Source organism: Pseudonocardia endophytica, assembly GCF_004339565.1.
In the GTDB taxonomy this organism is placed as follows: domain Bacteria; phylum Actinomycetota; class Actinomycetes; order Mycobacteriales; family Pseudonocardiaceae; genus Pseudonocardia; species Pseudonocardia endophytica.
The window spans coordinates 2,011,087-2,024,669 of the sequence record NZ_SMFZ01000001.1; the positions used below are offsets into that span (position 1 = coordinate 2,011,087).

The window sequence follows — 13,583 nt, forward strand, 5'->3', positions numbered from 1 at the left end:
TCGTGACCCCCTCCCCGAAAGGGGCAGTGGATCACGACCGGATGCCGGACAGTAATGTCGGTTGTGTCCGATTCACCGTACGAGTGGTCGGCTCCCCCCGCGGGCGCCGCCCCAGGAGGCGTTCCGAGTATGGGACTGGTGGCCGCAGCCACGACCGCGAGGGGTATGGCCGCCACGGTGCGTGTTCTCGGCCGCGGCGAGCTGGGCCGATACTCCGCCGGTGGTGTGTCCGAGGTCGCACGTCTGGAGCGGGAGCTACAGGACGTGATCGGTGTCCGGCACGCACTGGCTGTGAACAGCGGCACCAGCGCGCTGGTGGCGGCGCTCGTCGGGGCCGGTGTCGGGCCCGGCGACGAGGTCCTCGTCCCGGCCTACACCTGGGTGTCGACGGCCGCGGCGCCGCTCGCCGTCGGTGCCGTCCCGGTGCTCGTCGACGTCGACGCGTCGCTGACGATGGACCCGGTCGACCTCGCCCGCAAGATCACTCCGCAGAGCCGCGCGGTGATCCCGGTCCACATGCAGAACCTGGTCTGCGACATGGACCCGATCATGACCGCGGCGGCGGCGAACGGCCTGACCGTGATCGAGGACGCCTGCCAGGCGATCGGGCTGCGCTACAAGGGCAGGCGGGTCGGGTCGATCGGCCATGCCGGGTGCTTCAGCTTCAACCAGTACAAGAACATCCGCAGCGGCGAGGGCGGCGCGCTGCTCACCGACGACGACAGGCTGTTCCACCGGGCGGCGATGTACCACGACGTCGGCAGCTACACCCGCCCCGGCTTCGCGACCGACGACGCCGACCTGATCGTCGGCGTGAACCTGCGGATGCCGGAGCTCTCGGCCGCCGTGCTGCGTCCGCAGCTGGCCACCCTCGACGCGCAGCTGCTGCGCCGCAGGCGGCACCGCCGGATCATGCTGGAGACACTGCCGTCCTGGCCGGGGGCGCCGCGCCCGGTGCCGCACCACGACCCGGTGTCCGCGGCCGGGCTCGCCGTCACGTTCGACGGGCCGGACGGCGACGCCGACGCGATCGCGTTCGCCGACCGGCGCGGCGTGCACCGCCTGGCGGACACCGGCAGGCACGTCTACACGAACTGGCGCTCGATCCGTACACGCAACCCGCTGCACCCGCGCGCCGACCCGTACCGGGACGCGGTGCGCGACGTCGACCACGGCCCGGACGCCTGCCCGGCGACGCTCGACGTCCTGGCCCGCACGTGCGTCGTCGACCTGGCACCGGAGCTGCCGACGCCGGTCGTCCGGCTGCTGGCCGCGCGCAACCGGGCGGCCACTCCCCGCCCGGCGCCGCGACCGTCAGTAGCTGCGCGGTAGGCCCAGTCCCTGGGTCGCGATGTGCGCCAGGACGAGCTCCTCGGCGACCGGGATGTTCTTGGCGATCCGGGCGTCGCGGTGCAGCCGGGCGATCGGGTACTCCTCGGAGAACGCCATGCCGCCGTAGGTCTGGTAGGCGCGGTCGGCCGCCTCCCACGCCGCGTTCGCCGCGGTGAGCTTCGCGATGTTCGCCTCGTCGCCGCAGGGCTCGCCGCGGTCGTACAGCCACGCCGCCTTGTGCGTCATCAGCCTGCCGAGCTCGGCCTGCGCCTTCACCCTGGCCAGCGGGAACGCGAGGCCCTGGTTGGAGCCGATCGGGCGGCCGAACACCTCGCGCTCGCGGGCGTAGCCGACGGCCAGGCGCAGCGCCAGCTCCGCCGTCCCGACGCCGCCGGAGGCGGCCAGGATCCGCTCCGGGTTGAGGATGTCCCACAGCACGACGAACCCGTGGTCGACCTCGCCGAGCACGCGGTGCGACGGGACCCGCACGTCGTCGAACCAGACCTGGTTGGACTGCACGATCCGGTTGCCCGCCTTCGTGATCGGCGTGTAGCGCAGTGTCCCGGCCTTCTCCGCCTCCTTCACGTCGACGAGCAGGACGGAGAAGCCGTGCGTGCGCCCGGACGCCTCGGCCGCCGGGGTGGTGCGGCAGACGGCGAGCATCCAGTCCGCCCGCTGCACGCCGGAGATCCACACCTTCTGCCCGCGCAGCAGCAGGTCGTCGCCGTCGCGGCGGGCGTGGGTGGCCAGCGCGAGCGCGTTGGAGCCCGCGTCCGGCTCGGTCAGCGCGAAGCAGGTCTGGGTGGTGCCGGCCGCGATCCCGGGCAGGAGCTCCTCGCGCTGCTCCGGTGTGCCGTGCCGGCTCAGCGTGACGCCGCCGAACCCGGGCGTGAGCAGGTAGAGGAACGCGCCCGCCGTGCCGGCCCCTGCGGCGGACATCTCCTCCAGCGCGACGGCGAGCTCCAGCAGCCCTGCCCCCGCGCCGCCGTACTGCTCGGCGATCGCCAGCCCGAGCCAGCCGCCCGCACCGAGCGCCTCCCACAGCTCCTCGGGCCAGCGTCCCTCGGCGTCGCAGCGCGACCAGTAGTCGGTGCCGAAGTCGGCGCACAGCTCGCGCACGCCCTTCTGCACGGCCTGGGCGGTCTCCGGGAGCTGGAAGTCCATGCCCGAGATACTGGCACTCATGGATCTCGATCCGTCGGGGCACGACGCCGCCGACCCGCTCGCCCCGTTCCGGGACCGCTTTTCCCCGGCCCCCGGCGTCGTCGCGTACCTGGACGGGAACTCGCTCGGCCGTCCCCCGGCGGCGACGGCCGAGCGGATCGCGGCGTTCGTCCGCGACGAGTGGGGCGCGCGTCTGATCCGCGGCTGGGACGAGGGCTGGTGGGAGACGCCGACGACGCTCGGCGACCGGCTCGGCGCGCTGGCGCTCGGCGCGGGGCCGGGTCAGGTCGTGCTGGCCGACTCGACGACGGTGCTGCTCTACAAGCTGGCCAGGGCCGCCGTCGCAGCTCGTCCGGGGCGGACCGAGATCGTCGTCGACACGCGGGACTTCCCGACCGACCGCTACCTGCTCGGGGGGATCGCCGCCGAGCGGGGCCTGACGTTGCGTCCGATCACCACCGATCCGGCTGCGGGGGTCACGCCGTCGCAGATCGCGGACGTGGTCGGACCGTCGACGGCGCTGGTGTCGCTGTCCCACGTCGCGTACTGGTCCGGGTGGCGGGCGGACATGGAACAGATCACCGGGATCGCGCACGACGCCGGGGCCCTGGTGCTGTGGGACCTCAGCCATTCGGTCGGCTCGGTGCCGCTGGAGCTCGACGGGTGGGGCGCCGACCTGGCTGCGGGCTGCAGCTACAAGTACCTGAACGGCGGGCCGGGAGCGCCCGCGTTCGCGTACGCGCGACGGGACCTGCTGCCGTCGTTGAACCAGCCGGTGCAGGGCTGGACCGGGCGGCGCGACCCGTTCGCGATGGCGCCCGGCTACGACCCCGAACCCGGTGTGCGACGGCTGCTCTCCGGCACCCCGCCGGTGCTGGGCCTGCTGCCGCTGACCGTGTCGCTGGAGATGCTCGCCGAGGCCGGCGTTGACGCGGTGCGGGCGAAGTCGGAGAAGCTGACGGAGTACGTGATCGCCCTGGTCGACGCGCGCCTGGCGCCGTTCGGGGTGACGATCGGCTCGCCGCGCGACGTCGCCCATCGCGGCGGACACGTCACCCTGCGCGTGCCGGGCGCCCGGGAGCTGGTCACCGGGATGCAGGAGCGCGGCGTGATCCCGGACTTCCGCGAGCCCGACGGCATCCGCATCGGCCCGGCGCCGCTGTCCACCAGCTTCACCGAGGTCCGCGACGGCCTGGCGGTCCTGGAGGAGCTCCTCTCCGCGGGCTGACCGGCCACGCCGGAGCTCGCCCGCTCCGGCCCACCCCGCTCCGGCCCACCCCGCTCCGGCCGACCCCGTTCCGAACGAACGGCACCATCGAGCAATGTCGTTGCCCGAACGGCACCCTCGTTCGACATGGAGGGCCGCTCGACCTGATCGACTCCGCCACGAACGCTGCTCCCGTCCGATCCGGGACTGCCAGAGCCGCTCTCGTCCAACCCCGGGCGGAATCGCGCCATGATCAGTGCAACTGGTCAGAACGCGCCACCACTGGCGCGCTGACGCCACTCCCGCCGATCATGCGCTGGAGCAGCACCCCGCCAGTCGCGCGTGAACTCCTCCCGCCCGACTCGGAGGCTCGGGAGCTGCGCCCGTCCGACACGGTCAGGCGGCGCGGCGCTCGTTCCCCGCCACCGCACCGGGGCCGGCGGACGGGTCGGTCCAGGGCAGGGGCGCGTCCGGGGCGTCGACCGCGAGACGGGGACGACGGTCGCGGCGGTCCCGGAGGAGCGAGCGGCCGCCGTCGTCACCGAGCACGCGGCGGTGGAGCAGGAGCAGCACGAACCCCGCCAGGACGAGCACGTGCGTGGCCAGACGGTCCGGCTCCACCCGGCCCGCGACCAGGTCCACGGCGCTGAGCACGGCCAGCACCCCGACGAACGCGCCGGTCACCGGCAGCAGCCCGGCCACCAGGCGGCCGCCGAGCCAGGCGACGGCGAGGAAGCCGATGCCGATCGCCAGGTTCCAGGCCGACGTCTCGTGCAGGGCGTGCGCGACGCTCCCTCCGTCGACGTGCATGCCGTCGTGGCCGGACGCGGCGGCGCCGGCGACGGCGATCGTGGCCAGCACGAGCTGACCGACCCCGACGAGCGCGAGACCGGAGCGGACCGCGGTGCCGGCACGCCGTCGTCGCACCACGGGTCCCAGCGTGGCCGACGCCGTGACGACCGCGCCGACCAGGTCCGGACCCGGTTCTGCGGGTCCGGTGCGCACGAGGCGGGTGACGGCCGCCGCGCGATCGGCCCAGACCCGGCAGCCGGAGCACTCGGCCAGATGCGCGTCCACCGCACGTCCGTCGGGCGGGTCCTCCCCGTCGAGGCGGGCCGAGACCAGCTCGCGACATCGATCACAGCGCATGTTCAGGAAGTCGTCCGGACCGCCGGAGGAGTTCCCGACGTCGGTTCCCGCACCGTGGGACGAACTACACCGGCCATCGGAACGGACGCGCCGTGCGGATACCGTGTCCGTCATGCCCCGGCGACCGGACGACGCAGCGATCACCGCGTGGGCACTCGCGGCCGGTCGCGGCGACGCGGACGCGGTGGCCGAGTTCGTCCGGGCGACGCAGACCGACGTGTACCGGTTCCTGGTGCACCTGTCCGGCCCGTCGGACGCCGAGGACCTCACCCAGGAGACGTACCTGCGGGCCCTGCGTACGCTCCCGTCGTTCGAGGGCAGGTCGACGGCCAGGACCTGGCTGCTGGCGGTCGCGCGACGCGTGTCGGTGGACGCCGTCCGCACCGCCGTGCGGCGGCCGCGCACCAGCGACGTCGACGACTGGGAGAGGGTCGCCGACCGCACCGCGCCTCCCCGCTCCGCGGCCCACGAGGCGGTGCTGCTGCAGTCCCTGGTCGACGAGCTCGACCCGGACCGGCGCGAGGCGTTCGTGCTGACCCAGATGATCGGGCTCGGCTACGCGGAGGCGGCCGACGTCTGCGACTGCCCGGTCGGCACGATCCGCTCCCGGATCGCCAGGGCGCGCGAGGATCTCGTCCGCGCCCTCGATGCCGACTCCGGGGAGAAGAGCGACCGCGACCTGCGCGGACGCGCCTGACCCGGTCCTGCGCCGCGTCCGGCGACGAGATCTGCCGCCGGACGGAGTCGACACCGTCGGACATTCGAGGGAACCCGGGGGCGTCCCACGACGACCAGTGTTCCGACGCGTGACGAGAGGAGCCGACCGTGATCGCTTCAGCGCCACTGGCGTGGATGCTGACCGTCGCTTTCGTGGTGACCGGTGCTTACGCCCTGCTGCGCTGTTCGGCGACGGTCGCCGGTCCGCTCCCGCCGGAGCGCCGGACGGCCGAGCTGGCGCACGTCGTGATGAGCGTGTCCATGGTCGTGATGACCTGGAGCTGGTTCTCGACGACCGGGCTGGTCCTCCAGGTCGTGCTGTTCTCGCTGTTCACCGCCTACTTCGCGACGCGCGCGGTGCGGGGATGGCGGGGCACGGCCCACGCGTGTGTCGGGGGCGCGGCGCACGCGCTGATGGCCGCCGCGATGGTCTGGATGCTGGTCTCGATGCCGCTGGTGATGGCCATGCCGGTCAGCGGATCCGACGGCGAGGGCGGGCACGCGGGTCACGCCGGCCACGGCGGTGGGTCGGCAGGCGATGCGATGGCGATGGGCGGCCAGGCGGGCTGGGCCGTCGCCGTGACGCTGGCCGTGTCCGTCGCGCTGCTCGTCGCCTGTGGGTACTGGGCGCTGCGGGCGCTGCGGAGGGAGCCGGTCGTCGCGCCGGTTCGCACCCCTGCTCTGGTCGGCGGAGGGGAGTCCGAACCGGCCGCCGCGCCGGCGCCCCGCCCGGTCCCGTCCGCGCTCGGCGAGCGGTCCGACGCGGTGTGCCACGCCGTGATGAGCCTCGGCATGGTCGTGATGTTCGTCGGGATGGTGGCCGGGTGGTGACGACGGAGCCGACGCCGCCCGCCCCGGCCCGCCGCTCCCCGGGAGCCGACCGGTGGGCAGGCCTGCGGCCGCTGCTCGTGCGGCTGCACTTCTACGTCGGCCTGTTCGTCGGGCCGTTCCTGCTGGTCGCCGCCACGACCGGCCTGCTGTACACGCTGACGCCGCAGATCGAGCGGTTCGTGCACGCGGACGCCCTGACCGCGCAGACGTCCGGCCCCGCGGCGCCGCTGAGCGCCCAGGTCGCCGCCGCGACCGCGACCCAGCCCGGCCTCTCCGTCACCGACATCCGGCCCGCGCCGGAGCCCGGCGCCACGACCCGGGTGTCGTTCGACGCGGGCCTCCCGGACGACTACTCGCGCACCGTGTTCGTCGACCCGTCGACGGCGCGGGTCCAGACCACACTGGACACCTACGGCGAGTGGCTCCCGGTGCGCGCCTGGTTCGACGACCTGCACCGCACGCTGCTGCTCGGCGACGTCGGGCGCGTGTACAGCGAGATGGCGGCGTCCTGGATGTGGGTACTGGCGCTGTCCGGTCTCGCACTGTGGACGGTCCGGTCCCGCCCGGACAAGCGGATCCGGCGGATGCTGTTGCCGCGCAACGCCGGTACCGGTCGCGCCCGGCTGCGCAGCTGGCACGGCGCGATCGGGACGTGGGCCGCGATCGGCATGCTGTTCCTGTCCGCGACGGGCCTGACGTGGTCGCAGTTCGCCGGCGCGAACGTGACCTCGCTGCGGTCCGCACTGGACTGGTCGACGCCGACGGTGAGCAGTGAGATCGCCGGCGCCGCCGCGCCGACGGGCACGATCGGCACCCAGGCCGACCGCGTGCTCGCCGCCGCCAGGGGAGCCGGGATCGACGGCCCGGTCGAGCTCGTGCCCGGTGGGCGGGGCGAGGCGTGGTCGGTCGCGCAGACCACCCGCAGCTGGCCGACACGCCAGGACTCCGCCGCCGTCGATCCGGCGACCGGGCGGGTGGCCGAGGTCCTGCGCTTCGACGACTGGCCGGTCGCCGCGAAGCTGGCCCGCTGGGGCGTCGACGCCCACATGGGACTCCTGTTCGGCCTGGTCAACCAGATCGTGCTGGCGCTGTTCGCGATGTCGATCATCGCGCTGGTGCTGCTGGGCTACCGGATGTGGTGGCGCCGCCGCCCGCTCGACGGCGGGGTGGCCGGACCGCCGGGGGCCAGGGCGCGGCCGTCGCTCCACGCGGTCGCGACGGTCGGCGCGGTCGCCGTGCTGCTCGGCCTCGCCGTCCCGCTGCTCGGTGCGTCGCTGATCGGGTTCCTGCTGCTCGACGGCGCGGTCCAGGCCTGGCGCGAACGCGGCGGACGGTCCGGGCCCGGGCCGGACCCCGACGTCCCGGACGACGCCCTGGAGGCCGCCGACCGCTGACCGATCGGCACTCCGCGTCGGGCCGCGACCACGCGGCGCCGATCCGGCGGTCGGCACGACGACGTGCCACTCGATCTCCGACCCGGATCGATCGGCACATTCCGGCGGTCGGCGCAGCCACGACGCGCCACCCGATCCCCGCACCGGATCGATCGGCGCGCTACGGCGGTCGACGCAGCCACGACGTGGCGCTCGGCGCCGGGACGCAACGAGCACACCCGGTGGTGGCGCGCTCGCCGCGGGCCGGACGGCCCGACATCGGGTAGACACGGGGCATGGCTGCCTGGACGACCGACGACATCCCGCCCCAGCAGGGCCGCACGGTCGTCGTGACCGGCGCGAACAGCGGGCTCGGCCTGGCCACCACCCGAGCCCTGGTGGACGCGGGGGCCCGCGTCCTGATGGCCGTGCGCGACGTCGAGGCCGGCGGGAGGGTCGCCGCCGAACTCGGCGGCGCGGTCACGGTCGGGCGTCTCGACCTCGCCGACCTGACGTCCGTGCGGGAGTTCGCCGCGGGCGTCGACCACCCGGTCGACGTGCTGGTCAACAACGCCGGCCTGATGGGGATCCCAAAGGCGCGCACGGCCGACGGGTTCGAGATGCAGCTCGGCGTGAACTACCTCGGGCACTTCGCGCTGACCGGCCTGCTGCTGGACCGGATCACCGATCGCGTGGTGACGCTGTCCAGCGGGCTGCACCGCCTTGGCCGGATCCGGCTGGACGACCTCAACTACGACAGCGGGCGCTACGAGCGCTGGACCGCCTACGGACAGTCCAAACTGGCCTGTCTGATGTTCGCCTACGAGCTGGAGTACCGGTTCACCGGCTCCGGCTCCCGGCTGCGGTCGATGGCCGCACACCCCGGCTACGCGGCGACGAACCTGCAGTCCCGCACCGAGACCGTCGCGGACGCCGTGATGGGTGTGCTGAACAAGGTGATCGCACAGTCCGGTGAGGACGGTGCACTCCCGACACTGCACGCCGCGACCGCGCCGGACCTGCCGGGCGGCATGTACATCGGGCCGGGCGGGCCGGGCGAGATGTGGGGCGCGCCGGTCCCGGTCGGGTCCTCGGCGGCATCGCACGACCGTGCCGTGCGACGCCGCCTGTGGGATCTCTCCGAGGACCTGACCGGCGTGCCGTACCCGGTGTGACCCGGAGGTGACTCAGAGCTTGCTGACGCCCCGGGTGAAGGTGTCCGGGATGATCAGGTCGTCGCGGGACAGCTCGTGGATCGAGTTCTTCCCGAGCCCGAGCAGCGCCTCGTCGATTCCCTTGTAGAGGATCGACAGCACGTTCGTGACACCCCGCTCGCCCTGCGCCGCCATGCCCCACAGGTAGGCGCGGCCGATCAGGCAGGCCTTGGCGCCCAGCGCGACCGCCTTCGCCACGTCCGCTCCGCGGCGGATGCCGCCGTCCTGCAGGACCTCGATCTGGTCGCCGACGGCGTCGACGATCCCGGGCAGCGCGCGGATCGAGGCCGGCGTCCCGTCGAGGTTGTTGCCACCGTGGTTGGACACCGAGATCGCCGAGGCGCCCGCGTCGACGGCGCGGCGGGCGTCGTCCGGGTGCACGATCCCCTTGAGCATGAACGGCCCGCCCCACTGCTCGCGCAGCCAGGCGATGTCCTCCCAGGTCGGCAGCGGGGAGGTCCACCACACGCCGTACGCGCCGAAGAACGTCGGCGGGTCCTGACCGGGCGCCGCCATGTTCGGCGTGGTCAGGTCCGGCAGCGCGCCGGTCTTGATCCAGTCGTACAGGTAGCGCGGCTTGGTGATCACCTCGGGTGCGAACTGCGCCATCGCCTTGAGGTCCATCTTCTCCGGGATGGGCGGGCTGCCCCAGTCGCGCCGGGTGGCGAACGTCCAGTCCAGCGTGACGATCAGCGCCTTCGCGCCGGCCTCCTTGGCGCGCATGGCGCGGGCCAGGATGTCGTCGCGCGAACCCGCCCAGTAGACCTGGAAGAAGACCTTGTCGTTGACCGCGCAGACGTCCTCGACCGAACGCGACGCGAACGACGACAGACCCATCGCCGTCGACACCGTCTGCTCGGGGTTCAGCGGGTTCTGGATGTTCGAGGAGGCGGCGGCACGGGCGACGGCGACCTCGCCCTCCGGGTCGACGGCCTGGACGCCGGTCGGGGAGATGACGACCGGGAAGTCGATCTCCTGGCCGAGCACCGTCGTCTTCTGGTCGCGCTGCGGCGGCAGGTCGGCGATGTGCGGACGGAAGCCGAGCTCGTCGAACGCGGCCACGTTGTCGGAGAGCGTGATGCCCTGTTCGGCGCCGGCCACGAGCGCGTAGTACACCGACCGCGGGAGGCGCTTCTTCGCGCGGCGCTGGGCCTCCGCGACGGTCTCGAACCAGTCCTTCGTGCTCGCCATGGGCGCGGGCTCCTTCGCCGTGTCTCGGTCGGTGACGTGCACCCTAGCCATTCGGCACCGAGTGCCACAGTGCGCGAGGCCGCGACCTGTCCGAACGTGGGGGGCGATCCCGTCCGAGAGGTTCCGGGGTCCCCGCCGGGCCGTCCGGGTGCCGCGGGGAGGGCCGTACGGGGTGACCCCGGCGGTGCCGTTCCCCGCTCCGGCGCCGCGTCGGCCACCGTGGGCAGCGGATCTGACCCGAACGGACGACGCCGGACCGGTGGACCGCCCAGCCCGGACCGCCTGCAGGTGACGCGCCGCATGCTCGATACGGTGTGCCCGCAGTCACCGGTCAGCGGGCGGGACGCCCGCGGCGAGGAGGAGCCGTGTACAGCCACGCGCGGGGTGGGCACGCTTCCGGCGGCCGGCCCGGCCCCCAGAGCGGATACCCGTCCGGGTACCGGGCGGGCGCGCCCGCCCCCGGCGCACACGCCCCGCTCGGGGTCGACCCGGACCATCACCGCGACCATCACCGCCCGATCGGACTCGCCGGCGACCGCTCCGCGCCGGGCCGCACGACCCAGCCGGTGCCCCAGCCCGCACCGGGCATGCCGCAGGCACCGCTCCCCGAGCCGCCGTCCGGCGGCATGACGGCACTCGCCGTCGACGACGAGGAGCCCGCCCTCCTGGAGCTCGCGCACCTGCTCGGGGAGGACCCTCGGGTGGGGAACGTGCTCACCGCACCGAACGCCACGGAGGCGCTGCGGATCCTGCACGGCAGCGACGGCGGTGCACCGGTCCGGATCGACGTCGTGTTCCTGGACATCCGCATGCCCGGCCTGGACGGACTCGAGCTGGCCCGGGTGCTGAACGCGATGGCCGACCCGCCGCCGGTGGTGTTCGTGACCGCGCACGACGACCGGGCCGTCGACGCGTACGAGGTCGGCGCCGTCGACTACCTGCTGAAGCCGCTGCGCACCGAGCGGCTGGCCGGCGCGCTGGACCGCACGATCGCGCTCCGCGGCGGCCGGAGCGCCCCGACGACCGCGCCCACGGTGGCGGCGGCGCCCGCCCCGGGTGCGACGGCCGCCCGGCGGGCGGTCCCCGAGCACACCGACGACGAGGTCATCCCGGTCGAGCTCGCGGGCACGACGAAGATCATCCCTCGCTCGTCGATCCGCTTCGTGGAGGCGCAGGGCGACTACGCCCGGCTGCACACGACCGAGGGCAGCCACCTCGTCCGGATCCCGGTCTCGGTGCTCGAGGACCGGTGGGGCGACGCCGGGTTCGTCCGCATCCACCGGGCGTATCTGGTCGCCCTGCACCTGATCACCGAGCTCCGGATGTCCGGGTCGGGCTACGTGGTGCGGCTCGGGCAGGGGGCGGGCGGTGTCGAGCTCCCGGTCAGCCGCAGGCACACGGCCGGGCTCAAGCGGATCCTGCGCGGCCGCCCGCCGCGCCCGCCGCGCGGTGGCCCGGAGGACGGACCGGACGGGCCCGTCCTCCCGCGCTGACCGGATTCGTCGGCCTCGAAGCGTGCGCGTCGCATAGCGGAGCGTGAACGGGTCACCTAATCTGGTGACCGGTGATACCGATCCCGGCCGGCATCGGCCACGCTCCGCGTCGTCGTTCTTCCCTCCTGATGATCGTGCTGTGCGCGCTGCTCGTCACCGGCGTGCTCGCGGGGTGCTCGTCGGCGCCCGCACAGACCCCACAGACCCCACAGACCCGACTGCCGCAGGCCACGACCCAGGCCGCTCCGCCACCCCCCGTGCCGCAGCTCATCGGCGGTGGGACGCAGGTGTTCCCGGGGCGCCGGATGGTCGCGCTCTACGGGCATCCGGACACACCCGGTCTCGGCGTCCTCGGCGAGCAGGGCATCCCGCAGTCGATCGACCGGGTCACGAAGCTGGCCGCCTCCTACCAGCCGCTGGTCGAGGAGCCCGTCGTCCCCGCGTTCGAGCTGATCGCGACGGTCGCCGACTCGGCCCCTGGCGCCGACGGCGACTACTCGGCGGAGTCGACGGTCGACCAGCTGCGGCCCTGGGTCGACGCGGCCCAGAAGGCGGGTGTCTACGTCGTCCTCGATCTGCAGCCCGGCCGGGCGGACTTCCTGTCCCAGGCCCGCCGGTACGAGCCGCTGCTGTCCCGGCCGAACGTCGGGCTGGCCCTCGACCCGGAGTGGCGGTTGGCACCCGGGCAGCGGCACCGCGCCCAGATCGGCTCGGTCGGTGCGGCCGAGATCAACCGCACGTCCGCGTGGCTGGCCGACCTGACCAGACGGAAGAACCTGCCGCAGAAGGTGTTCCTGCTGCACCAGTTCCGCGTCGCGATGATCCCGGACCGGGCGGAGGTGGTCACCTCGCACCGGGAGCTGGCGACGGTCCTGCACGCGGACGGCTTCGGCGACCCCGGCACCAAGATGGGCACCTGGAACACGCTGCACTCCGCCCCGGCACCGAAGGGCCTCTGGTGGGGCTGGAAGAACTTCTACGACGAGGACACCCCGATGTTCACCCCGGCCCAGACCTACGCCGTCCGACCGGCACCGCCCGTGTTCGTCTCGTTCCAGTAGGCGACGGCGCGCGGGAGCGCGGACACTGTGACCACGGGTGACCCACATGGGTGGGTGGGGCCCCACGGAGATCGTGATCACAGCAAGTACGCTCGGCCGGAACCGAAGGGCGGCAGCGCGGCCGCGTGCCGAACGACGGTGAGGCCGAACGACCGATACGACGGGTTCCGGCCCCGTCCCGCCGACCGCAGAAGGGGGTGCCCTCGTGGACGAGAACCGCCCTCGCGGGCACGGCCGACGGTCGGCGCGCCCGCCCGACCGGCCGGACGACCGGTCGCCCCGCTCCGGCGGCGACGAGGAGGACGACCAGCCCGCCCCGACCGGCAGACATGGCGCGCGGCCCGGCTCGGGGGCGCGCGACGACCCGCGTCGCACCCCTCCGCGCCCGGACGGCACACCCGGTCGTCCGCCGTCGCGTGCCGACACCCCGGGCAACCCGTCCGATCAGCAGGCCGACGCCGGGCACTGGCCGCGCCGTCGGGAGCGGCTGGCCGCCGAGGAGGCGGCCCGCTCCGACCGCCCGGCGACCGGGTGGACACGCTCCGGCACCCGGCACAGCGACAGCAGGCCGACCGACATCCGTTCCGTACGCCGAGGTTCGACGACGGAGCGTCCCCCGGCCGACCAGGACGGTCCCGTTCCCGGCGGTGCCGGACCGGGTGGTCCCGGACCGCAGGGTCCGCCGGCGGGGGGACCGCCCCCCGGTCGCCAGGGCCCACCCGCACCACCTCCCGGCCCTCCGACGCCGCCTCCGGGTCCGCCGGCGTCGCACCCCGGTCCGCCGACACCGCCTCCCGGTCCGCCCATGCCCCCGCCCGGTGGCCCGTCGTCCGCCGACCCGGCACCGGGTG

11 protein-coding genes are annotated in these 13,583 nt (G+C 74.2%); 8 read left to right on the forward strand and 3 right to left on the reverse strand.

All coding sequences use genetic code 11. From position 1 onward, the window contains the following. Window positions 1-177: 177 nt before the first annotated feature. Window positions 178-1,332 (forward strand): DegT/DnrJ/EryC1/StrS family aminotransferase, encoded by a 1,155-nt coding sequence (locus EV378_RS09000; RefSeq protein WP_243653354.1) that lies wholly within the window; start codon window positions 178-180, stop codon window positions 1,330-1,332. Here the strand turns inward: EV378_RS09000 and EV378_RS09005 are convergent. Next, window positions 1,315-2,517 (reverse strand): acyl-CoA dehydrogenase family protein, encoded by a 1,203-nt coding sequence (locus EV378_RS09005; RefSeq protein WP_243653355.1) that lies wholly within the window; start codon window positions 2,515-2,517, stop codon window positions 1,315-1,317. The genes EV378_RS09000 and EV378_RS09005 overlap by 18 nt on opposite strands. Here EV378_RS09005 and EV378_RS09010 point away from each other — a divergent pair. Beyond that, window positions 2,516-3,724, forward strand: coding sequence for a kynureninase (locus EV378_RS09010; RefSeq protein ID WP_132422570.1), 1,209 nt, complete (start codon window positions 2,516-2,518; stop codon window positions 3,722-3,724). The two genes, EV378_RS09005 and EV378_RS09010, sit on opposite strands and share 2 nt — an antisense overlap. Before the next feature lie 375 nt (window positions 3,725-4,099). Here EV378_RS09010 and EV378_RS09015 read toward each other — a convergent pair whose 3' ends face one another. After that, window positions 4,100-4,966, reverse strand: a complete 867-nt coding sequence (locus EV378_RS09015; RefSeq protein ID WP_132422571.1) for a zf-HC2 domain-containing protein — start codon at window positions 4,964-4,966, stop codon at window positions 4,100-4,102. Between EV378_RS09015 and EV378_RS09020 the strand changes: the two genes are divergently transcribed. From EV378_RS09020 to EV378_RS09035, 4 genes are all read left to right on the forward strand, one after another. Continuing rightward, window positions 4,965-5,549 (forward strand): sigma-70 family RNA polymerase sigma factor, encoded by a 585-nt coding sequence (locus EV378_RS09020; RefSeq protein ID WP_132422573.1) that lies wholly within the window; start codon window positions 4,965-4,967, stop codon window positions 5,547-5,549. The genes EV378_RS09015 and EV378_RS09020 overlap by 2 nt on opposite strands. A gap of 128 nt (window positions 5,550-5,677) precedes the next feature. Beyond that, the gene (locus tag EV378_RS09025) at window positions 5,678-6,400 is read left to right on the forward strand and encodes a DUF5134 domain-containing protein (protein ID WP_132422575.1); all 723 of its coding nucleotides are present in this window, start codon (window positions 5,678-5,680) and stop codon (window positions 6,398-6,400) included. Further along, complete coding sequence (locus tag EV378_RS09030; protein ID WP_165922206.1) at window positions 6,394-7,794, forward strand: PepSY-associated TM helix domain-containing protein; 1,401 nt, start codon at window positions 6,394-6,396, stop codon at window positions 7,792-7,794. Before EV378_RS09025 ends, EV378_RS09030 begins: the two co-directional genes overlap by 7 nt. A gap of 275 nt (window positions 7,795-8,069) precedes the next feature. Further along, window positions 8,070-8,948, forward strand: a complete 879-nt coding sequence (locus EV378_RS09035) for an oxidoreductase (protein WP_132422579.1) — start codon at window positions 8,070-8,072, stop codon at window positions 8,946-8,948. A 12-nt stretch (window positions 8,949-8,960) separates the two neighbouring features. Here EV378_RS09035 and mftD read toward each other — a convergent pair whose 3' ends face one another. Further along, a complete protein-coding gene (gene mftD, locus EV378_RS09040) occupies window positions 8,961-10,178 on the reverse strand; it encodes a pre-mycofactocin synthase MftD (protein WP_132422581.1) in 1,218 nt (405 codons plus the stop codon). Window positions 10,179-10,804: 626 nt separating this feature from the next. Between mftD and EV378_RS09045 the strand changes: the two genes are divergently transcribed. Both EV378_RS09045 and EV378_RS09050 read left to right on the forward strand, forming a co-directional pair. Next, a complete protein-coding gene (locus EV378_RS09045; protein WP_132427635.1) occupies window positions 10,805-11,671 on the forward strand; it encodes a LytR/AlgR family response regulator transcription factor in 867 nt (288 codons plus the stop codon). Between the two features lie 71 nt (window positions 11,672-11,742). After that, window positions 11,743-12,732, forward strand: a complete 990-nt coding sequence (locus EV378_RS09050) for a hypothetical protein (RefSeq protein WP_243653357.1) — start codon at window positions 11,743-11,745, stop codon at window positions 12,730-12,732. Window positions 12,733-13,583: the final 851 nt, after the last annotated feature.